This window comes from Escherichia sp. E14V7 (assembly GCF_004212225.1).
In the GTDB taxonomy this organism is placed as follows: domain Bacteria; phylum Pseudomonadota; class Gammaproteobacteria; order Enterobacterales; family Enterobacteriaceae; genus Escherichia.
Map to the genome: position 1 here is coordinate 43,128 of NZ_RHJJ01000023.1, position 20,965 is coordinate 64,092.

25 protein-coding genes are annotated in these 20,965 nt (G+C 51.2%); 20 read left to right on the forward strand and 5 right to left on the reverse strand.

Annotation, left to right across the window (positions count from 1 at the left end; all coding sequences use genetic code 11):
* The first annotated feature begins 249 nt into the window (after positions 1–249).
* From D9741_RS21885 to csiR, 11 genes are all read left to right on the forward strand, one after another.
* The gene (locus tag D9741_RS21885; RefSeq protein ID WP_130217257.1) at positions 250–1,068 is read left to right on the forward strand and encodes a DUF932 domain-containing protein; all 819 of its coding nucleotides are present in this window, start codon (positions 250–252) and stop codon (positions 1,066–1,068) included.
* A 32-nt stretch (positions 1,069–1,100) separates the two neighbouring features.
* The gene (radC, locus tag D9741_RS21890) at positions 1,101–1,574 is read left to right on the forward strand and encodes a DNA repair protein RadC (protein ID WP_130217255.1); all 474 of its coding nucleotides are present in this window, start codon (positions 1,101–1,103) and stop codon (positions 1,572–1,574) included.
* Positions 1,575–1,581: 7 nt separating this feature from the next.
* On the forward strand, positions 1,582–1,803 hold the full coding sequence (locus D9741_RS21895; RefSeq protein WP_130217253.1) for a DUF987 family protein: 222 nt from the start codon (positions 1,582–1,584) through the stop codon (positions 1,801–1,803).
* Positions 1,804–1,820: 17 nt separating this feature from the next.
* Positions 1,821–2,141 carry a type IV toxin-antitoxin system YeeU family antitoxin gene (locus D9741_RS21900; RefSeq protein ID WP_130217251.1) on the forward strand — a complete coding sequence of 107 codons (321 nt, stop codon included), beginning with the start codon at positions 1,821–1,823 and terminating at the stop codon, positions 2,139–2,141.
* 31 nt (positions 2,142–2,172) lie between these two features.
* The gene (locus tag D9741_RS21905) at positions 2,173–2,493 is read left to right on the forward strand and encodes a TA system toxin CbtA family protein (protein WP_130217249.1); all 321 of its coding nucleotides are present in this window, start codon (positions 2,173–2,175) and stop codon (positions 2,491–2,493) included.
* 864 nt (positions 2,494–3,357) lie between these two features.
* The gene (glaH, locus tag D9741_RS21915) at positions 3,358–4,335 is read left to right on the forward strand and encodes a glutarate dioxygenase GlaH (RefSeq protein WP_130217245.1); all 978 of its coding nucleotides are present in this window, start codon (positions 3,358–3,360) and stop codon (positions 4,333–4,335) included.
* Positions 4,336–4,354: 19 nt separating this feature from the next.
* On the forward strand, positions 4,355–5,623 hold the full coding sequence (gene lhgO, locus D9741_RS21920) for an L-2-hydroxyglutarate oxidase (protein ID WP_130217301.1): 1,269 nt from the start codon (positions 4,355–4,357) through the stop codon (positions 5,621–5,623).
* Positions 5,624–5,645: 22 nt separating this feature from the next.
* Complete coding sequence (gabD, locus tag D9741_RS21925) at positions 5,646–7,094, forward strand: NADP-dependent succinate-semialdehyde dehydrogenase (RefSeq protein ID WP_130217243.1); 1,449 nt, start codon at positions 5,646–5,648, stop codon at positions 7,092–7,094.
* Positions 7,095–7,107: 13 nt separating this feature from the next.
* Positions 7,108–8,388: a 4-aminobutyrate--2-oxoglutarate transaminase gene (gabT, locus tag D9741_RS21930; RefSeq protein WP_130217241.1), complete on the forward strand. Its 1,281-nt coding sequence runs from the start codon at positions 7,108–7,110 to the stop codon at positions 8,386–8,388.
* A gap of 504 nt (positions 8,389–8,892) precedes the next feature.
* Positions 8,893–10,293 (forward strand): GABA permease, encoded by a 1,401-nt coding sequence (gene gabP / locus D9741_RS21935; protein WP_130217239.1) that lies wholly within the window; start codon positions 8,893–8,895, stop codon positions 10,291–10,293.
* A gap of 20 nt (positions 10,294–10,313) precedes the next feature.
* Positions 10,314–10,973 carry a DNA-binding transcriptional regulator CsiR gene (csiR, locus tag D9741_RS21940; RefSeq protein WP_130217237.1) on the forward strand — a complete coding sequence of 220 codons (660 nt, stop codon included), beginning with the start codon at positions 10,314–10,316 and terminating at the stop codon, positions 10,971–10,973.
* A gap of 6 nt (positions 10,974–10,979) precedes the next feature.
* Here csiR and kbp read toward each other — a convergent pair whose 3' ends face one another.
* Positions 10,980–11,426 (reverse strand): potassium binding protein Kbp, encoded by a 447-nt coding sequence (gene kbp, locus D9741_RS21945; RefSeq protein ID WP_064529911.1) that lies wholly within the window; start codon positions 11,424–11,426, stop codon positions 10,980–10,982.
* 82 nt (positions 11,427–11,508) lie between these two features.
* Positions 11,509–11,667: a YqaE/Pmp3 family membrane protein gene (locus D9741_RS21950; RefSeq protein ID WP_000508177.1), complete on the reverse strand. Its 159-nt coding sequence runs from the start codon at positions 11,665–11,667 to the stop codon at positions 11,509–11,511.
* A gap of 182 nt (positions 11,668–11,849) precedes the next feature.
* On the opposite strand from D9741_RS21950, the gene D9741_RS21955 reads away from it, so the two are divergent.
* Both D9741_RS21955 and D9741_RS21960 read left to right on the forward strand, forming a co-directional pair.
* The gene (locus D9741_RS21955; RefSeq protein WP_130208087.1) at positions 11,850–12,149 is read left to right on the forward strand and encodes a metalloregulator ArsR/SmtB family transcription factor; all 300 of its coding nucleotides are present in this window, start codon (positions 11,850–11,852) and stop codon (positions 12,147–12,149) included.
* Positions 12,150–12,158: 9 nt separating this feature from the next.
* Complete coding sequence (locus D9741_RS21960; protein ID WP_130217235.1) at positions 12,159–12,683, forward strand: rhodanese family protein; 525 nt, start codon at positions 12,159–12,161, stop codon at positions 12,681–12,683.
* Positions 12,684–12,729: 46 nt separating this feature from the next.
* On the opposite strand, the gene stpA is transcribed toward D9741_RS21960, so the two are convergent.
* The gene (stpA, locus tag D9741_RS21965; protein ID WP_130217233.1) at positions 12,730–13,131 is read right to left on the reverse strand and encodes a DNA-binding protein StpA; all 402 of its coding nucleotides are present in this window, start codon (positions 13,129–13,131) and stop codon (positions 12,730–12,732) included.
* 662 nt (positions 13,132–13,793) lie between these two features.
* Here stpA and alaE point away from each other — a divergent pair.
* Positions 13,794–14,243: an L-alanine exporter AlaE gene (gene alaE / locus D9741_RS21970; protein ID WP_064529915.1), complete on the forward strand. Its 450-nt coding sequence runs from the start codon at positions 13,794–13,796 to the stop codon at positions 14,241–14,243.
* A 37-nt stretch (positions 14,244–14,280) separates the two neighbouring features.
* On the opposite strand, the gene D9741_RS21975 is transcribed toward alaE, so the two are convergent.
* The gene (locus D9741_RS21975) at positions 14,281–14,625 is read right to left on the reverse strand and encodes a DUF2002 family protein (protein WP_130217231.1); all 345 of its coding nucleotides are present in this window, start codon (positions 14,623–14,625) and stop codon (positions 14,281–14,283) included.
* 151 nt (positions 14,626–14,776) lie between these two features.
* On the opposite strand from D9741_RS21975, the gene D9741_RS21980 reads away from it, so the two are divergent.
* On the forward strand, positions 14,777–15,106 hold the full coding sequence (locus D9741_RS21980) for a DUF883 domain-containing protein (protein WP_001295174.1): 330 nt from the start codon (positions 14,777–14,779) through the stop codon (positions 15,104–15,106).
* A 55-nt stretch (positions 15,107–15,161) separates the two neighbouring features.
* Here the strand turns inward: D9741_RS21980 and D9741_RS21985 are convergent, their stop codons facing one another.
* The gene (locus D9741_RS21985; RefSeq protein WP_130217229.1) at positions 15,162–16,496 is read right to left on the reverse strand and encodes a PLP-dependent aminotransferase family protein; all 1,335 of its coding nucleotides are present in this window, start codon (positions 16,494–16,496) and stop codon (positions 15,162–15,164) included.
* A gap of 87 nt (positions 16,497–16,583) precedes the next feature.
* Between D9741_RS21985 and D9741_RS21990 the strand changes: the two genes are divergently transcribed.
* From D9741_RS21990 to nrdF, 5 genes are all read left to right on the forward strand, one after another.
* On the forward strand, positions 16,584–17,015 hold the full coding sequence (locus tag D9741_RS21990) for a carboxymuconolactone decarboxylase family protein (RefSeq protein ID WP_000209788.1): 432 nt from the start codon (positions 16,584–16,586) through the stop codon (positions 17,013–17,015).
* 208 nt (positions 17,016–17,223) lie between these two features.
* A complete protein-coding gene (gene nrdH / locus D9741_RS22000; RefSeq protein ID WP_001223227.1) occupies positions 17,224–17,469 on the forward strand; it encodes a glutaredoxin-like protein NrdH in 246 nt (81 codons plus the stop codon).
* Positions 17,466–17,876, forward strand: coding sequence for a class Ib ribonucleoside-diphosphate reductase assembly flavoprotein NrdI (gene nrdI, locus D9741_RS22005; protein ID WP_000080947.1), 411 nt, complete (start codon positions 17,466–17,468; stop codon positions 17,874–17,876). The genes nrdH and nrdI overlap by 4 nt, the downstream gene beginning before the upstream one ends.
* A complete protein-coding gene (nrdE, locus tag D9741_RS22010) occupies positions 17,849–19,993 on the forward strand; it encodes a class 1b ribonucleoside-diphosphate reductase subunit alpha (protein WP_130217225.1) in 2,145 nt (714 codons plus the stop codon). The genes nrdI and nrdE overlap by 28 nt, the downstream gene beginning before the upstream one ends.
* A 9-nt stretch (positions 19,994–20,002) precedes the next feature.
* Positions 20,003–20,962: a class 1b ribonucleoside-diphosphate reductase subunit beta gene (gene nrdF / locus D9741_RS22015; RefSeq protein WP_130217223.1), complete on the forward strand. Its 960-nt coding sequence runs from the start codon at positions 20,003–20,005 to the stop codon at positions 20,960–20,962.
* Positions 20,963–20,965 lie beyond the last annotated feature (3 nt).

The following is a 20,965-nucleotide window of genomic DNA, read 5'->3' on the forward strand; positions in this document are numbered from 1 at the left end:
CCATTAGCTATCCACAAATCGCAAAGATGGCAATAAAAGAAGAAAACCATTATTTCTGGTAAATCAAAACCCCAGAACATTAAATTTCAGTCTGGAGTTATCACATATAATAGATAATAAAAAATCAGATAGAATTTAAATCATGCCTATATTACCCAACCGAATATAACGTTATTTTATCATTAAAAACATTCAACTCTTGCTCAATCATGAACAAGGGATTTATTTTTATTAATAAGGAGTTATTCCATGCGATTAGCAAGCCGCTTTGGTGCGGTCAATCTCGTTCGCCGTGATCGTCCATTAACCCGAGATGAACTAGCGCACTATGCCCCGAGTGTGTTCAGCGAAGAAAAACATGAATCACGCAGTGAGCGGTACACCTACATCCCGACCATTACCCTGCTTGATAACCTGCAGCGTGAAGGCTTTCAGCCATTCTTTGCCTGCCAGACTCGAGTGCGCGACCAGAGCAAGCGAGAGCACACGAAACACATGCTGCGCCTGCGCCGTGAAGGTCAAATCACCGGTAAGCAGGTGCCGGAAATCATTCTGCTCAACAGCCATGATGGTTCCAGCGCATACCAGATGTTGCCGGGGCTATTTCGTGCAGTCTGTCAGAACGGACTGATTTGCGGTGAGAGTTTTGGTGAGGTACGTGTGCCACATAAAGGCAATGTGGTGGAGAAAGTCATTGACGGGGCTTACGAAGTGCTGGGGATATTCGACTGGGTGGAAGAGAAGCGCGATGCCATGCAATCGCTTTTGTTACCGCCACCAGCACAGCAGGCGATGGCGAAAGCAGCATTAACCTATCGCTTTGGTGAAGAGCATCAACCGGTGACGGAATCGCAGATCCTTTCCCCGCGCCGCTGGCAGGATGAGAGCAATGACCTGTGGACTACTTACCAACGCATTCAGGAGAACTTGATAAAAGGCGGGCTATCGGGACGAACGACGAAAGGTAGGCGTGCTCAAACCCGTGCGGTCAAAGGTATCGACGGAGACGTAAAGCTTAATCGCGCTCTATGGGTGATGGCTGAGAATATGCTTCAACTTGCTTCGTAAACAACTTTTACTATTACCTCTAAGGCCCCGTCATGTCAGAAATAAATCTTCCTCATGATCTTCCGGTAACTGAAGCACGCACCATTCGTCGCGCTCTCCGCTTACTGGAAAAATATCAGCGCCAGCCTGGCGAGCAATTTAATTCCACAACCTTCACGAAAACCTGGCTACAACTACGTCTTGCTTTGCAGGAGCGCGAAGTTTTTATTGTTTTATATCTTGATAATCAGAACCGTCTTCTGCAATGCGAGACGCTATTTACAGGCACGATTAACCATACTGAAGTCCACCCGCGTGAAGTTGTGAAACTGGCGCTACGCCATAACGCTGCCGCTGTGATTCTTGCCCATAACCATCCATCCGGAGAGACAGAACCTAGTAAACAGGATCAACGCATCACTCAACATCTGGTGAAAGCGTTAGCAATAGTAGAGGTACGAGTGCTGGACCATCTTATTGTCGGTATCGGTGATGTACTTTCATTTGCTGAACGTGGCTGGCTATGAGGCAACCATGAAAATCATCGATAAAAGGGCCGCGATAGCAATTCAGCGACAGCATCCGTATTCCCGGATCTTTCGTTACTGCACAGGCAAATACCAGTGGCACGGCAGCGCCAGTCATTACACCGGTCAGGATATCGCGGAGATTTCTGGTGTACTGGCGGTTTATGCAGAACGTCGTTGTGACAACCATGGCCCGTATACACGCCTGATGTGCATCACCACTAACTGATATTAAGGAGTAGAAAAATGAAAAATTCATGGGGACTGAAGCGCGACATGACGCCGTGCTTCGGTGCAAGGCTTGTGCAGGAAGGCTGTCGCCTGCATTTTCTGGCGGACCGTGCAGATATTAGCGGTGCGTTTAATGAGGAGGAGGCGCTACGTCTGGATCAAGCATTTCCGCTAGTGATGAAACAGCTTGAATTGATGCTGACAACCGGTGAACTAAATCCACACCATCAGCATTGCGTCACGTTGCATCATAACGGCCTCACCTGCGAGGCGGATACTCTCGGCTCTCATGGCTACGTTTACATCGTTATTTATCCTCAGACATCGAGCCAGTAACAGCTTCTCTTCTTTTATCAGGACTCAACTCATGCACATTTTATCTGTACCGACTACGATGCCAGTTTCGTCACGCCTGTCGCCCGTACAGGTCTGGCAGCAACTGTTAACGTATCTGCTGGAGCAGCATTACGGCCTCACACTCAACGACACGCCATTCCACGACGACGCTGCTATCGAAGAACATATCGAGGCGGGAATAACACTTGCTGATGCGGTAAATTTCCTGGTCGAAAAATACGAACTGGTTCGTATCGACCGAAAGGGATTTTCATGGCAGGATCAAACGCCATTCCTCAGCGCTACCGATATTCTCAGAGCAAGGCGAGCTACGGGGATAATGAGCACTTAAGTAGCGTCAATCTCCTTCCCTATGTCTCTTCCTTTTACTAACCAAAATAGGGTGAAAAAACTTTTAGGCACCTAAATAGGCACCACCGAAAAGTTGAACCAGGATTTTCCTAAGTAAATTCAATTAATTACAAACCAAATTCAGACTCCGCCAGCCAATCATGATTGGATGGTGTTATCACAACACCAACAAAAACAGGAAGTTAGAAGTCTCATCAGGACACCGACCAGACGGTGAGGAGACAAAAAAGGATACGCAACGGAGTCGCGACTCCCTGTGACATTAAAGCCCGCTGATGCGGGCTTTTTTATTGGTCCAGATTCCATCGTGTGTAAACCCCATTCAATTACAGTCCAGACATATACAGCATCCCTCAGGTCAGTATCAGCTTCTCGAAAAATGGTAACTGTCATTAACCCGTTGCCAGAAATAGAAAAATTAGCCTCCATAGCCAGTCTTCCCGGAATCTGTTTGTTCATTAAGATTGTTATCGATGTCATCAAATAACATCGGTTGAATGGGATTGTTCTTGCTCACATTAGTCGATACGGAACTCAGTAAGTTGAAGTAACTCCGAACTCTGAAAAAGCAGTTTAAATAGCATTTCAACAAATGAGCAAACAAATGCCATCAGATCGAAAACTGGATAAAACCGAAATTAATATATTGTTTTAATTATATATTTATATTCAGCCCAATTCTTATCCCTTACATTTTTTGTTATTAATTTGTTGTTTTTGATCACAATAAGAAAACAATATGTAACTTTTGTGCGCATTTTTCAGAAATGTAGATATTTTTAGATTATGGCTACGAAATGAGCATCGCCATGTCACCCTACATCTCAAAAGAGGATCGCTTCTGATGAATGCACTGACCGCCGTACAAAACAACGCTGTCGACTCAGGCCAGGACTATAGCGGATTCACCCTCACCCCGTCGGCGCAATCCCCGCGTCTGCTGGAACTCACCTTCACCGAACAGACGACCAAACAGTTCCTCGAGCAGGTTGCCGAGTGGCCCGTGCAGGCGCTGGAGTACAAATCGTTTCTGCGTTTTCGGGTAGGCAAAATTCTTGACGATCTCTGTGCGAACCAGCTGCAACCGTTGCTGTTGAAGACATTGCTAAACCGCGCTGAAGGTGCGCTGTTGATCAATGCGGTGGGTGTCAATGATGTCGCGCAGGCAGATGAGATGGTGAAGCTGGCAACGGCGGTGGCGCATCTGATTGGTCGTTCCAATTTCGACGCCATGAGCGGTCAGTACTACGCGCGTTTTGTAGTGAAAAATGTCGATAACTCAGACAGCTATCTGCGTCAGCCGCACCGTGTGATGGAGTTGCATAACGACGGTACCTACGTTGAAGAAATCACCGATTACGTGCTGATGATGAAAATCGACGAGCAAAACATGCAGGGCGGAAATTCGCTGCTGCTGCATCTCGATGACTGGGAACATCTGGACCACTATTTCCGCCACCCGCTGGCGCGTCGCCTAATGCGCTTTGCCGCGCCGCCGAGTAAAAACGTCAGTAAAGATGTATTCCATCCGGTGTTCGACGTCGATCAGCAGGGTCGCCCGGTGATGCGTTATATCGACCAGTTCGTCCAGCCGAAAGACTTCGAAGAAGGCGTGTGGTTGAGCGAGCTTTCCGATGCCATTGAAACCAGCAAAGGGATTCTTTCTGTGCCCGTTCCCGTTGGCAAATTCCTGTTGATTAACAATCTGTTCTGGCTGCACGGTCGCGACCGCTTTACCGCGCATCCGGATCTGCGTCGCGAACTGATGCGCCAGCGTGGCTATTTCGCTTACGCCACTAACCACTACCAGACGCATCAGTAAGCGCAAAGGAATTGAGCGGATGTATGATTTTGTGATTATTGGCGGCGGCATCATCGGCATGTCGACCGCCATGCAACTGATTGATGTCTATCCGGACGCCCGCATTGCGTTGCTGGAAAAAGAGTCCGGCCCGGCCTGTCACCAGACGGGCCACAACAGCGGCGTGATCCATGCCGGGGTCTATTACACGCCCGGCAGCCTGAAGGCGCAGTTTTGCCTGGCGGGAAACCGCGCCACCAAAGCCTTTTGCGATCAAAACGGCATTCGCTACGACAACTGCGGCAAGATGCTGGTTGCCACGTCCGATCTCGAAATGGAACGGATGCGCGCGTTATGGGAACGTACAGCGGCGAACGGTATTGAACGCGAGTGGTTAAACGCCGACGAGCTGCGCGAGCGTGAACCGAATATCACCGGGCTCGGCGGCATTTTTGTGCCGTCCAGCGGCATTGTCAGCTACCGCGACGTGACGGCGGCGATGGCAAAAATCTTCCAGGCCAGAGGCGGCGAGATTATCTATAACGCCGAAGTCAGCGGCCTTAGTGAGCATAAAAATGGCGTGGTGATACAAACCCGTCAGGGCGGCGAATATGAAGCATCGACGCTGATTAGCTGTTCCGGGCTGATGGCTGACCGACTGGTGAAAATGCTCGGCCTCGAACCGGGCTTTATTATCTGCCCGTTCCGCGGCGAGTATTTCCGCCTGGCGCCGGAGTATAACCAGATTGTTAACCATCTGATTTACCCCATTCCCGATCCGGCAATGCCATTTTTGGGCGTTCATCTCACCCGCATGATCGACGGCAGCGTCACCGTCGGGCCAAACGCGGTGCTGGCATTCAAACGCGAAGGCTATCGCAAGCGCGACTTCTCATTTAGCGACACGCTGGAGATTTTGGGCTCGTCGGGGATTCGCCGGGTGCTGCAAAACCATCTACGCTCAGGACTGGGCGAGATGAAAAACTCGCTGTGCAAAAGCGGCTATCTGCGGCTGGTGCAAAAGTATTGTCCCCGGCTTTCGTTAAGCGATCTCCAGCCCTGGCCTGCCGGTGTGCGGGCGCAGGCGGTATCGCCGGACGGCAAGCTGATTGACGATTTTCTGTTTGTCACCACCCCACGCACGATCCACACCTGCAATGCGCCCTCCCCGGCAGCGACATCAGCAATTCCTATTGGTGCGCATATTGTCAGCAAGGTACAAACGCTGTTGGCAAGCCAGAGTAACCCCGGACGCACGCTGCGAGCGGCACGTAGTGTGGATGCCTTACACGCCGCATTTAATCAATAACCTTTGAAAACAGGACGTAACAATGAAACTTAACGACATTAACTTATTCCGCCAGCAGGCGTTGATTAACGGGGAATGGCTGGACGCCAACAATGGCGAGGTCATCGACGTCACCAATCCGGCGAACGGCGACAAGCTGGGTAGCGTGCCGAAAATGGGCGCTGATGAAACCCGCGCCGCTATCGACGCCGCCAACCGCGCCCTGCCCGCCTGGCGTGCGCTCACCGCTAAAGAACGCGCCACCATTCTGCGCAACTGGTTCAATTTAATGATGGAGCATCAGGACGATTTAGCGCGCCTGATGACCCTCGAACAGGGTAAACCGCTGGCTGAAGCGAAAGGCGAAATCAGCTACGCCGCCTCTTTTATTGAGTGGTTTGCCGAAGAAGGCAAACGCATTTATGGCGACACCATTCCCGGTCATCAGGCCGATAAGCGCCTGATTGTGATCAAGCAGCCGATTGGCGTCACCGCGGCTATCACGCCGTGGAACTTCCCGGCGGCGATGATCACCCGTAAAGCAGGTCCGGCGCTGGCGGCAGGCTGCACGATGGTGCTGAAGCCCGCCAGTCAGACGCCGTTCTCTGCGCTAGCGCTGGCGGAGCTGGCGAATCGCGCGGGCATTCCGGCTGGCGTGTTTAACGTGGTCACCGGTTCGGCGGGCGCAGTTGGTAACGAACTGACCAGCAACCCGCTGGTGCGCAAGCTGTCGTTTACCGGCTCGACCGAAATTGGCCGCCAGTTAATGGAACAGTGCGCGAAAGACATCAAAAAAGTGTCGCTGGAGCTGGGCGGTAACGCGCCATTTATCGTCTTTGACGATGCCGACCTCGATAAAGCCGTGGAAGGCGCGCTGGCCTCGAAATTCCGTAACGCCGGGCAAACCTGCGTTTGCGCCAACCGTTTATACGTGCAGGACGGCGTGTATGACCGTTTTGCCGAAAAATTGCAGCAGGCGGTGGGCAAACTGCACATCGGCGACGGGCTGGATAAAGGCGTCACCATCGGGCCGCTGATCGATGAAAAAGCGGTAGCAAAAGTGGAAGAGCATATTGCCGATGCGCTGGAGAAAGGCGCGCGCGTGGTTTGCGGCGGTAAAGCGCACGAACGCGGCGGCAACTTCTTCCAGCCGACCATTCTGGTGGACGTTCCGGCCAACGCCAAAGTGTCGAAAGAAGAGACGTTTGGCCCCCTCGCCCCACTGTTCCGCTTTAAAGATGAAGCCGATGTGATTGCGCAAGCCAATGACACCGAATTTGGCCTTGCCGCCTATTTCTACGCCCGTGATTTAAGCCGCGTCTTCCGGGTGGGCGAGGCGCTGGAATACGGCATCGTCGGCATCAATACCGGCATTATTTCCAATGAAGTCGCCCCGTTCGGCGGTATCAAAGCCTCGGGTCTGGGTCGTGAAGGTTCGAAGTATGGCATCGAAGATTACTTAGAAATCAAATATATGTGCATCGGTCTTTAACTGGAGAACGCGAATGAGCAGCAATAAAGAGTTAATGCAGCGCCGCAGTCAGGCGATTCCCCGTGGCGTTGGGCAAATTCACCCGATTTTCGCTGACCGCGCGGAAAACTGCCGGGTGTGGGACGTTGAAGGCCGTGAGTATCTCGATTTCGCGGGCGGGATTGCGGTGCTCAACACCGGGCACCTGCATCCTAAAGTAGTGGCGGCGGTGGAAGCGCAACTGAAAAAACTGTCGCACACCTGCTTCCAGGTGCTGGCCTACGAGCCGTATCTGGAGCTGTGCGAGATTATGAATCACAAGGTGCCAGGCGATTTTGCCAAAAAAACGCTGCTGGTCACCACGGGTTCCGAAGCGGTAGAAAACGCGGTGAAAATCGCCCGCGCCGCCACCAAACGTAGCGGCACCATCGCTTTTAGCGGCGCGTACCACGGGCGCACGCATTACACTTTGGCGCTGACCGGCAAGGTGAATCCGTACTCTGCGGGCATGGGCCTGATGCCGGGCCATGTTTATCGCGCGCTTTATCCTTGCCCGCTGCATGACATCAGTGAAGATGACGCTATCGCCAGTATCCACCGAATCTTCAAAAATGATGCGGCGCCGGAAGATATCGCCGCCATCGTGATTGAGCCGGTTCAGGGCGAAGGCGGTTTCTACGCCGCAACGCCAGCCTTTATGCAGCGTTTACGCGCGCTGTGTGACGAACACGGGATCATGCTGATTGCCGATGAAGTGCAGTCCGGCGCGGGGCGTACCGGCACGCTGTTTGCGATGGAGCAGATGGGCGTGGCGCCGGATCTCACCACCTTTGCGAAATCCATCGCGGGCGGCTTCCCGCTGGCGGGCGTCACCGGGCGCGCTGAAGTGATGGACGCTGTCGCACCGGGCGGCCTGGGCGGCACCTATGCGGGTAACCCCATTGCCTGCGTGGCCGCGCTGGAAGTGTTGAAGGTGTTCGAGCAGGAAAATCTGCTGCAAAAAGCCAACGACCTGGGGCAGAAGCTGAAAGACGGATTGCTGGCGATCGCCGAAAAACACACTGAGATCGGCGACGTACGCGGCCTGGGAGCGATGATCGCCATCGAGCTGTTTGAAGATGGCGATCACAGCAAACCGGACGCAAAACTCACCGCCGGGATCGTGGCTCGCGCCCGCGATAAGGGCCTGATTCTTCTCTCCTGCGGCCCGTATTACAACGTGCTGCGCATCCTTGTACCGCTCACCATTGAAGATGCTCAGATCCATCAGGGTCTGGAGATCATCAGCCAGTGTTTTGCTGAAGCGAAACAGTAGGTCCGTACCCATGCCGGAGGCGACGCTTTGCGTCTTATCCGGCCTACGGGGATCCTGGTCGGATAAGGCGTTTGCGCCGCATCCGACAATCGGCACACCATGCCGGAAGCGACGCTTTGCGTCTTGTCCGGCCTACGGGGATCCAGGTCGGATAAGGCGTTTGCGCCGCATCCGACAATCGGCACAGCATGCCGGAGGCGACGCTTTGCGTCTTGTCCGGCCTACGAGAATCCAGGTCGGATAAGGCGTTTACGCCGCATCCGACAATCGGCACACCATGCCGGAGGCGACGCTTTGCGTCTTGTCCGGCCTACGAGAATCCAGGTCGGATAAGGCGTTTACGCCGCATCCGACAATCTGTACGTGAACAGGAATAAATCTATGTTGGCCGGGTAAGGCGGAGCCGCTCTCCGGCAAAAAGAATCAATAACAATTAAACGCGTGACCCGACGCGGGAAATGTCGGGGCGCTCTCCCAAGTGACACACTTTCGAGAGGATTCAGGATGGGGCAATCATCGCAACCACATGAGTTAGGCGGCGGGCTGAAATCACGCCACGTCACCATGTTGTCTATTGCCGGTGTTATCGGCGCAAGTCTGTTTGTCGGTTCCAGCGTCGCCATCGCCGAAGCGGGCCCGGCGGTATTACTGGCCTATCTGTTCGCCGGGCTACTGGTGGTTATGATTATGCGGATGCTGGCGGAAATGGCGGTTGCTACGCCTGACACCGGCTCCTTTTCCACCTATGCCGATAAAGCTATTGGCCGCTGGGCGGGCTATACCATCGGCTGGCTGTACTGGTGGTTTTGGGTACTGGTTATCCCACTGGAAGCCAACATCGCCGCCATGATCCTGCACTCATGGGTTCCCGGCATTCCCATCTGGTTATTTTCCCTCGTTATCACCCTCGCCTTAACCGGCAGTAATTTATTAAGCGTTAAAAACTACGGAGAATTTGAGTTCTGGTTGGCGATATGCAAAGTGATTGCCATCCTGGCATTTATTTTCCTCGGCGCAGTGGCGATTAGCGGTTTTTACCCATATGCAGAAGTGAGCGGTATTTCAAGATTATGGGATAGCGGCGGCTTTATGCCCAACGGCTTCGGGGCGGTATTAAGCGCGATGCTGATCACCATGTTCTCGTTTATGGGCGCGGAAATTGTCACCATCGCCGCCGCAGAATCCGACACGCCGGATAAACATATTGTTCGCGCCACCAACTCGGTTATCTGGCGTATCTCTATTTTCTATTTGTGTTCTATTTTTGTCGTCGTGGCTCTCATTCCGTGGAATATGCCAGGACTGAAAACCGTGGGTTCCTACCGTTCCGTGCTGGAGCTGCTGAATATTCCGCATGCAAAATTCATTATGGATTGCGTTATTTTGCTGTCAGTAACCAGTTGCCTGAACTCGGCGCTGTATACCGCGTCAAGGATGCTCTACTCCTTAAGCCGTCGCGGTGATGCGCCCGCGGTAATGGGTAAAATCAACCGCAGTAAAACCCCGTACGTGGCAGTATTACTCTCCACCGGTGCGGCATTTTTAACGGTGGTGGTGAACTATTACGCGCCTGCGAAAGTGTTTAAATTCCTGATCGACAGCTCCGGCGCTATCGCCTTGCTGGTTTATTTAGTCATTGCCGTTTCGCAATTACGGATGCGTAAAATCCTTCTGGCGGAAGGCGGCGATATTCGCCTGCGCATGTGGCTTTATCCGTGGCTCACCTGGCTGGTGATTGGCTTTATTACTTTTGTGTTGGTGGTGATGCTATTCCGTCCGGCTCAACAGTTAGAAGTGATCTCCACCGGCTTATTAGCGATAGGGATTATCTGTACCGTGCCAATTATGGCTCGCTGGAAAAAGCTAATAATGTGGCAAAAAACACCCATTCATAATACGCGCTGATAATGATCAGGAGTCACACCATGACCATTACCTCTCTGGATGGCTATCGCTGGCTGAAGAACGATATTATTCGCGGCAATTTTCAGCCGGATGAAAAATTACGGATGAGTTTGCTGACATCGCGTTATGCACTTGGCGTCGGGCCGTTGCGGGAAGCGCTTTCGCAACTGGTGGCAGAACGGCTGGTCACGGTGGTGAATCAAAAAGGGTATCGGGTGGCGTCTATGTCAGAACAGGAGCTGCTCGATATTTTCGATGCCCGCGCCAATATGGAAGCAATGCTGGTGAGTCTGGCGATTGCCCGCGGTGGCGATGAGTGGGAGGCTGACGTTCTTGCGAAGGCACATCTGCTCAGTAAGCTTGAGGCCTGTGACGCCAGTGAGAAAATGCTTGATGAGTGGGATCTGCGTCATCAGGCGTTTCATACTGCAATTGTGACAGGCTGTGGTTCTCACTATTTGCTGCAAATGCGTGAACGGTTGTTTGATCTGGCGGCGCGCTATCGCTTCATCTGGTTGCGGCGAACGGTGCTTTCCGTGGAAATGCTGGAAGATAAACACAACCAACATCAAATTTTAACCGAAGCTGTGCTGGCGCGGGATGCCGCGCGCGCCAGTGAGTTAATGCGCCAGCATTTGCTGACGCCGATTCCCATTATCCAGCAGGCGATGGCGGACTAACCGCTATTACTCTGGAATACGCAACACTTGTCCCGGATAAATTTTATCCGGGCTTTTCAGCATCGGTTTATTCGCTTCGAAGATTTTATTGTACAGATTGGCGTTGCCGTAGACCTGTTTGGAAATGGCGCTAAGCGTGTCGCCAGACTTGACGGTATAAAACTGGCTGGCAGTGGCTGGTGTCGCAGTTTTTACCTGATCGTCGACGCTGGCGATACCAGAAATATTCCCCACCGCAACAAGGATTTTTTCCTTCGCTTCCTGGCTCAAACCATCACCAGTCACCGTCGCTTTGCCATCGGTAATTTGGATATTTACTTTATCGGCATCTGGTATGCCGGTTTTGTTCAGATGCTCCTGCACCTTCTTCGCCTGATCGTCTTTATCATGCTGACCAGTAACTGTATCCCAGAGCTTTTCTCCGGCATCTTTCACAAAATTGAACAGACCCATAGTTACCTCGTTCGTTAACGGAAACACTCAGAAAGTGTAGCAGAGGAACGCGGCGCACTAACGCCGCGGAGTAAGCACAGAGTTAATCGCGGGTTTGCACCCAGAAAGCGTGAATTAAACCAGGGATATACCCAAGCAGCGTCAACAAGATATTAATGATGAACGCCCAACCAAATCCTTTGCCCAGCAGCACGCCGAGCGGCGGCAAAATGATGGTGATGACGATTCTCCAGAAACCCATATTTACTCCCTATAAGAAAATTAACCATTGTTTAAAAAGAGATTTTATCTCTTAAGCGTAATAATTTTAGCGGAACCAGCCAGTTTCAGCCTACGCGTTTACCCTCATTTACGCTGCTGACGCTGGTATACGTTGAACTTTTAGTTTAGAATTTACTTAATTTAGAAAATACTTAAATAACTATGACTGAACTCGCCCAACTACAGGCCAGCGCCGAACAGGCTGCGGCCTTACTGAAAGCAATGAGTCACCCCAAACGGTTGTTGATTCTGTGCATGCTTTGCGGGTCACCTGGGACCAGCGCCGGAGAACTGGCTCGCATTACCGGACTTAGCGCCTCCGCCACGTCACAGCATCTGGCTCGCATGCGTGACGAGGGACTTATTGACAGCCAGCGGGACGCCCAACGCATCCTTTATTCCATTAAAAATGAGGCGGTAAATGCCATTATCGCCACCCTGAAAAATATCTATTGTCCGTAAGGAGTGACGATGGCTTTGATAACAATTTCACCGCATGACGCGCAAGAATTAATCGCGCGTGGTGCAAAGTTAATCGATATTCGTGATGCCGACGAATATCTTCGTGAACATATTCCAGCAGCCTCTCTGGCACCACTATCCGTGATAGAACAGTCCGGTCTTCCAGATAAATTACGTAGCGAACAAATTATATTCCACTGTCAGGCGGGTAAACGCACCCGTAATAACGCTGATAAATTAGCAGCGATTGCCGCACCCGCAGAGGTCTTTTTACTGGAAGATGGGATCGATGGCTGGAAAAAAGCGGGATTGCCGGTAGCAGAAAATAAATCTCAACCGTTGCCATTAATGCGTCAGGTACAGATCGCCGCTGGCGGCTTAATATTAATCGGCGTCGTACTGGGTTATGCCATTAATAGCAGCTTCTTCTTATTAAGTGGATTTGTCGGCGCAGGATTAATGTTTGCAGGAATCAGCGGTTTTTGCGGGATGGCAAGGCTATTAGACAAGATGCCGTGGAATCAGCGAACTTGAGAAGCAACGCCGGATGCGCCATAGAGGCGGCATCCGGCGCCAGGGATTAGATCAGGAAATCGTCGAGAGATTTACCTTCTGCCAGCGCCTGAGCAATTGGCTTCGGCGTACGGCCCTGACCGGTCCAGGTTTTGGTTTCACCATTGAAGTCGGTGAATTTATATTTTGCTGGACGCGGTTCACGCTTTTTACCTGCACGCGGAGCAGCGGTGCCGTTAGCCAATAACTCTTCCGGGTTAATACCATCAGCTTTCATCAGCTCCAGCCAGGTGCTAATTTTTTCCTGGCGTTCTGCCAGTTCGCGCTGCTGCTGTTCTTCTTCTTCACGTCTTTCTTTAGTGACAACCCTGAATTTTTCGAGCATTTCTTCAAGAACGTCAATGGAGAATTCGCGAGCCATTGCACGAAGGGTGCGGATATTATTTAAGCTTTGTAACATTCCAGACATAATAAAGAAAACCTTTTAACGCCAAAACAAAAAGTATTTCGCCGCGTAGTGTAAGCGATCACTTATTATATTTCCACAAAATTTAATATATTTACAATCGCGAAGGGATATTATTTCGTGCGTTATTTGCTGACACATTAATGCTTATATGCAAATTATATAGCAGCCATTTAACTTACTTATTACAGCGACTGGTGAGTGTTCCGGCGTACGATACAACCTCCCGGCCGATAACGGAACGCACAATCAGCATAAATATGCACATAAAAAGAATACATATTAGTCATGTCAACTTGAAACTTTGTGCTGCCATTAAAGGCTTTACAACATAAAAGATGCTGAATGAGGCCAGGCGCGCCCCTAAGCCGAATTCTCTACGCTTTGCTGCGTAAACACACCTTGTACACTTTGCTAAAAAATATCAGAACCACGTCATAACATAATGATTTAAAATAATATTATCTTTTAAGACATAAAAAAATCCAGAATGTACAAAAAATGCGCCACTACGGAATATTTTATCTACAAAAACCAAAGAAATAAAAATTTTTCACTAATTGATAAGTCATAGCCAGCGATATACGCTATGCGAAAGTGCAAACGGTAATTTAAACCACTGCATTCACATTCATCCGATTTCGCGTTTATTAAGGAGCATGGGCATGTTCTCACCGCAGTCACGCTTGCGTCATGCAGTAGCAGATACGTTCGCGATGGTTGTTTACTGTTCTGTCGTGAACATGTTTATCGAAGTATTTCTCTCCGGAATGAGCTTCGAACAGTCCCTTTATTCCAGACTGGTAGCGATTCCGGTGAACATCTTAATTGCATGGCCATACGGTATGTACCGCGATCTATTTATGCGAATGGCACGCAAAGTTGGCTCGTCGGGCTGGGTAAAAAATCTTGCGGATATTCTGGCTTATGTGACGTTCCAGTCACCGGTATATATGGCAATCTTACTCGTCGTGGGCGCGGGTTGGCACCAGATTATGGCCGCGGTCAGTTCAAACATCGTCGTTTCGATGTTGATGGGTGCGGTCTATGGCTACTTCCTTGATTACTGCCGCCGCCTGTTCAAAGTCAGCAGTTACCAGCAGGTAAAAGCCTGACCCTTCTTTGTCGCGACTGGCAATGCCAGTCGCGTCTTTAATTGGCTTCGCCAAACAATCCATGTAAATAACGTTCAAGCGCAACACGCGAGCTGAAACCGTGTGGAATGCCGTAATGCTCGTGACGCTCACCCGCTAAATAGAGCGGGAACCGCTGGTAATGATCGCAAGTTTTAATATCGGAAGCCGGTTCTGCCAGTGTCGAACTACGTTCTTTTAACGTGGGATGAATTACCAGTGCGGTACGTCCCATTCGCGCTTCGCGATTAACATAGACATAATTTTCCCCACGGCGATAACCATAAGTTTTCTGAGTTACCACATCGACGGTAAAACCGACTTTCTCAAGTACGCGCGCCACCTCGTCTGGTCGTAAATACATATTTTATCCTCGTTATTATCTACCGCGGCCCTACCTTACCTGATTGAGCATTCACAACGCTTTCAGAAAAGTCCATAAAGCCACGATGAATCTCTGTTAAGAAAATTATGGTCTACACTGAAAATTACATTGAATCCTGATGGGAGATCATATGTTTAACAGACCGAACCGCAACGACGTCGATGATGGCGTGCAGGATATTCAGAATGATGTCAATCAATTAGCTGACAGCCTGGAATCTGTATTGAAGTCCTGGGGCAGCGATGCCAAAGGGGAAGCCGAAGCCGCACGCAGTAAAGCTCAGGCTTTACTGAAAGAAACCAGGGCGCGGATGCATGGTCGAACTCGCGTCCAGCAAGCCGCGCGCGATGCTGTTGGCTGCGCAGACTCTTTTGTTCGTGAAAGACCCTGGTGTAGTGTGGGAACAGCTGCTGCGGTAGGTATTTTTATCGGCGCGTTGTTAAGCATGCGTAAATCGTAGTGAAACAATGATAATAAATACACGTCCCTGGCCCCGAAGCCTGACTTCGGGGTTTTTAACTTAAGGCACTGCGTAATTGTTGTGCCACCTGCTGCGCCATACTTTCGCTAACGATATTGGTAAACGAGAGCAGCAATCCTCCTTCCCCATTTGAGCGGATACGCCAGTCGCTAAGTGCCTGCACCGCAAGGCCAGTAGCATTGGCCTTACGCGCGTGGGCAATATCGTCGCCCACCATGCTGATAACCATCTGGATACCGCCTTTTTGCGGCACAACCTGAAATCCCTGCTGCGTCAACGCCTGCTCAATCCACTGCCGACGTTGAGCATAGTGCTGACGCATTTTCTTCAGATGCCGCCAGAAATGCCCCTCACGAATGAAATCTGCCAGTGTGTTCTGCCACAGTACGGGTACCGCACATGGCTCCAGTGACGCCTGTTGGCGGAATTGCGTAATCTGCTCCACCGGCACCACCAGCCACGCACAGCGCAGTGCAGGAAATAGCGATTTGCTGAATGTTCCGGCATAAATTACCCGCTGCGGTGCGTCGAGACTTTTCAGCGCCGGTAGCGGCTTACCGTGATAGCGAAACTCACTGTCGTAATCATCTTCAATAATCCATGCCTGATTACGCTCTGCCCATTCCAGCATCTGGTGCCTGCGCGCTAAAGAGAGCGCCACACCCAGCGGGCTCTGGTGTGCCGGCGTAATCAGAGCAAAACGCGCATCAGGATAATTTTGTATTCCGCTTGTGACATCCAGTCCGTTGTCATCAACCGGCACCGGTAAAATTTCCACACCGTGGCGAGTGACAATCGGGCGAATCAGTGGAAAGCCGGGATCTTCCATCCACATCCCGTTTCCCGGTTTCGCCAGCGCGTGTAGAATTAAAGCCATTGAGGCCGCATAACCATGAGTGATAAAGACCTGCTCTGGCTGGCATTCAATCCCGCGTGAAACGCGTAAGTAATCAACTATTGCCTCGCGCAACGCCGCCTCGCCGCAGACATCGCCTAATGCCAAATCAAAGCGCGTCTGGGTACGCAGACGGCGGCCCATCACCCGCGCCCACTGCTCTCGCGGAAAGAGATCGAGTGCGGGTAATCCCAATTGAAATGGCAGTGGCTGCTGACTTTCACCAGCAAAAGCCACGACATCCACAGCAGATTGTTGCGGATGTATCTGCTCACTGACAAATGTGCCAGCCTGCCCCCGCCTGACCAGCCATCCTTGCGCCACCAGCTCAGCATACGCATTTTCGACAGTGGATCGAGACACACCCAGTTCCTGCGACCAGGTACGACTCGAAGGTAGCCTTGCGCCAGGTTTCAATTCCCCTTGCTCAATAGCCGTTTTTAACTGACGGGCGATATCCTGATAACGTGGCATATGGTCTGCTTTTTTACGTAATTTATGGCTCTCTTTAGCAGTCCATTATAGTGCTACATTGCGGGCGTTAATAAGAGGAGAAACTGTATGACTACATTACGTCAGCCTTACTACGAACTTAGCCCGGCAGTGTATAACGCACTGGTGCAGGCCAAAACGGCACTGGAAAATAGCGCGCTGGATACCACGCTGATGGAGTTAATTTATTTGCGCGTCTCGCAAATCAACGGCTGCGCATTTTGTCTGGAGATGCACAGCAAAGCATTACGCAAATCCGGCGTGCCACAGCACAAACTGGACGCCCTGGCAGGCTGGCGCGTAAGCCATCATTTTGACGATCGCGAGCGGGCGGCGCTGGCATGGGCGGAATCGGTAACCGATATTGCCCGAACTCATGCGGAAGACGAGGTTTATCAACCTTTGCTTGAGCATTTCAGCGCAGCAGAAATCAGCGACTTAACGTTTGCCATCGGGCTGATGAATTGTTTTAACCGTCTGGCCGTTTCCATGCGCATGTAACTTCTTGATGCCGGGTAATCACCCGGCAATAAAACACAAAATCCCCTACCCCGTTGAGCCATTCATCGGTGGCGTAATCAATCTAAAATTCCCATATCTTGTATGGTTGAATCTTTTTTCAACTACATCTAGTATCTCTGTATCAACAGAGAGACAACCCGACGCGTATCATCGCGCCGTATCTTCATTTTAAACGGAAATACGAATCATGCGCATTACCATTTACACTCGTAACGATTGCGTTCAGTGCCACGCCACCAAACGGGCGATGGAAAACCGGGGCTTTGATTTTGAAATGATTAATGTCGATCGCGTTCCTGAAGCGGCGGAAGCGTTGCGTGCTCAGGGCTTTCGTCAGTTGCCGGTTGTGATTGCAGGCGATCTTAGCTGGTCTGGTTTCCGCCCGGACATGATCAATCGTCTGCATCCAGCGCCACACGCGGCCAGTGCATGAGCCAGCTCGTCTACTTTTCCAGCAGCTCCGAAAATACGCAGCGTTTTATCGAACGTTTAGGGCTGCCCGCTGTGCGCATCCCGCTCAATGAGCGGGAACGGATTCAGGTAGACGAGCCTTACATCCTGATCGTGCCCTCTTACGGCGGCGGCGGTACGGCTGGCGCGGTGCCACGACAGGTAATTCGCTTTTTAAACGACGAGCACAACCGGGCGTTGCTTCGTGGCGTGATTGCTTCGGGTAATCGCAACTTTGGTGAGGCGTATGGCCGCGCCGGAGATGTGATAGCCCGGAAATGCGGCGTGCCGTGGCTGTACCGCTTTGAACTCATGGGTACGCAAAGCGATATCGAAAACGTTCGTAAAGGAGTAACCGAATTTTGGCAACGACAACCGCAGAACGCCTGACGCAGAACACGATGGATTACCACGCGCTGAATGCGATGCTTAACCTTTACGATAGCGCAGGTCGCATTCAGTTCGATAAAGACCGCCAGGCCGTTGACGCCTTTATGACGACGCATGTGCGTCCGAACAGTGTGACCTTCAGTAGCCAGCAGCAGCGCCTGAACTGGCTGGTCAACGAAGGTTACTATGATGAAAGCGTTCTTAATCGCTACTCTCGCGATTTTGTCATTACGCTGTTTGCCCACGCGCACGCCAGCGGTTTTCGTTTCCAGACATTCCTCGGGGCATGGAAGTTTTACACCAGCTATACGTTAAAGACATTCGACGGTAAGCGTTATCTGGAAGATTTTGCCGATCGAGTCACGATGGTGGCGCTGACGCTGGCACAAGGCGATGAGACGCTGGCGTTACAACTGACTGATGAGATGCTGTCAGGACGCTTTCAGCCAGCCACGCCGACATTCCTCAACTGCGGTAAGCAGCAGCGCGGCGAACTGGTTTCCTGTTTTTTACTGCGTATTGAAGACAATATGGAGTCGATTGGTCGGGCGGTAAATTCCGCACTGCAACTGTCGAAACGCGGCGGCGGCGTGGCATTTTTGCTGTCGAATCTGCGGGAAGCGGGCGCGCCAATTAAACGTATTGAAAATCAATCTTCTGGCGTAATTCCGGTGATGAAAATGCTGGAAGACGCATTTTCCTATGCCAACCAACTCGGCGCTCGTCAGGGGGCAGGTGCAGTCTATTTACATGCCCATCATCCCGATATTCTGCGTTTTCTCGACACGAAACGGGAAAATGCCGACGAAAAAATCCGCATTAAAACACTGTCGCTTGGCGTGGTGATCCCGGATATCACTTTCCATCTGGCAAAAGAGAATGCGCAGATGGCGCTGTTTTCGCCTTATGACGTTGAGCGGGTTTATGGCAAGCCGTTTGCCGATATCGCCATCAGTGAACACTATGACGAACTGGTTGCCGATGAACGCATCCGCAAAAAATACCTCAACGCCCGTGATTTCTTCCAGCGGCTGGCAGAAATCCAGTTTGAGTCCGGCTATCCGTACATCATGTATGAAGACACGGTAAACCGTGCTAACCCTATCGCCGGGCGCATAAATATGAGCAATCTTTGCTCAGAGATTTTGCAGGTCAACTGTGCCTCAGAGTATGACGAGAATCTCGACTATGCCCGTACAGGCCATGATATTTCCTGCAATTTAGGTTCGTTGAATATTGCCCACACCATGGATTCCCCCGATTTTGCCCGCACGGTAGAGACTGCCGTGCGCGGTTTAACGGCAGTATCAGATATGAGTCATATCCGCAGCGTGCCGTCCATCGAAGCCGGAAATGCCGCCTCGCACGCCATCGGACTGGGGCAGATGAATTTACACGGCTATCTGGCGCGAGAAGGCATCGCTTATGGTTCTCCGGAAGCACTGGATTTCACCAATCTCTATTTCTATGCCATCACCTGGCACGCACTACGTACCTCGATGTTGCTGGCGCGCGAACGCGGTGAAACCTTCGCCGGGTTCAAACAGTCACGCTATGCCAGTGGTGAATATTTCAGCCAATATCTGCAAGGTAACTGGCAGCCGAAAACGGCGAAAGTTGGCGAACTGTTTGCCCGCAGCGGTATTACGTTACCTACCCGTGAGATGTGGGCGCAACTGCGCGATGACGTGATGCGCTACGGCATTTACAACCAGAATCTCCAGGCGGTGCCGCCAACCGGTTCTATCTCTTATATCAACCATGCTACGTCGAGTATTCATCCGATTGTGGCGAAAGTAGAGATACGCAAAGAGGGCAAAACAGGACGCGTTTACTACCCTGCCCCGTTTATGACTAACGAGAATCTGGCGCTGTATCAGGATGCTTACGAAATCGGCGCAGAAAAGATCATCGACACCTACGCGGAAGCGACTCGCCATGTCGATCAGGGTTTGTCGCTGACGCTGTTTTTCCCCGATACCGCCACCACTCGCGATATCAACAAAGCGCAGATTTACGCCTGGCGCAAGGGTATCAAAACGCTCTATTACATTCGCCTGCGTCAGATGGCGCTGGAAGGCACTGAAATTGAAGGCTGCGTCTCCTGTGCACTTTAAGGAATATCTATGAAACTCTCACGTATCAGCGCCATCAACTGGAACAAGATAACAGACGATAAAGATCTGGAGGTGTGGAATCGCCTGACCAGCAATTTCTGGCTACCAGAAAAGGTGCCACTGTCGAACGATGTTCCTGCGTGGCAGACATTAAGTGTCGTAGAACAACAACTGACGATGCGCGTTTTTACTGGCCTGACGCTGCTCGATACGCTGCAAAATGTTATCGGCGCGCCTTCGCTGATGCCCGATGCGCTCACGCCTCATGAAGAGGCGGTATTATCGAATATCAGCTTTATGGAAGCGGTTCATGCCCGCTCTTACAGTTCGATTTTCTCGACGTTGTGCCAGACCAAAGATGTCGATGCCGCCTACACCTGGAGTGAAGAAAACGCAGCGTTGCAGCGAAAAGCTCAGATTATTCAGCAACATTATCGCGGCGATAATCCGCTGAAAAAGAAAATCGCCAGTGTCTTTCTTGAATCATTTTTGTTCTATTCTGGCTTCTGGCTGCCGATGTATTTTTCCAGTCGCGGTAAGCTAACCAATACCGCAGACCTGATCCGTCTGATTATCCGCGATGAAGCAGTCCACGGTTATTACATCGGCTATAAATATCAGAAAAACCTGGAAAAGTTCTCCCAGGCACAACGTGAAGAGTTAAAGAGTTTCGCCTTCAATTTGTTGCTGGAACTTTATGACAACGAGTTGCAATACACCGATGAGCTGTACGCCGAAACAACGTGGGCTGACGATGTAAAAGCGTTTCTCTGCTACAACGCCAATAAGGCGTTGATGAATCTGGGCTACGAACCGCTTTTCCCGGCAGAAATGGCAGAAGTGAATCCGGCAATCCTCGCCGCGCTTTCGCCGAATGCCGATGAAAATCACGATTTCTTTTCCGGTTCAGGCTCTTCATATGTGATGGGAAAAGCGGTCGAAACAGAAGATGAAGACTGGAATTTCTGACGG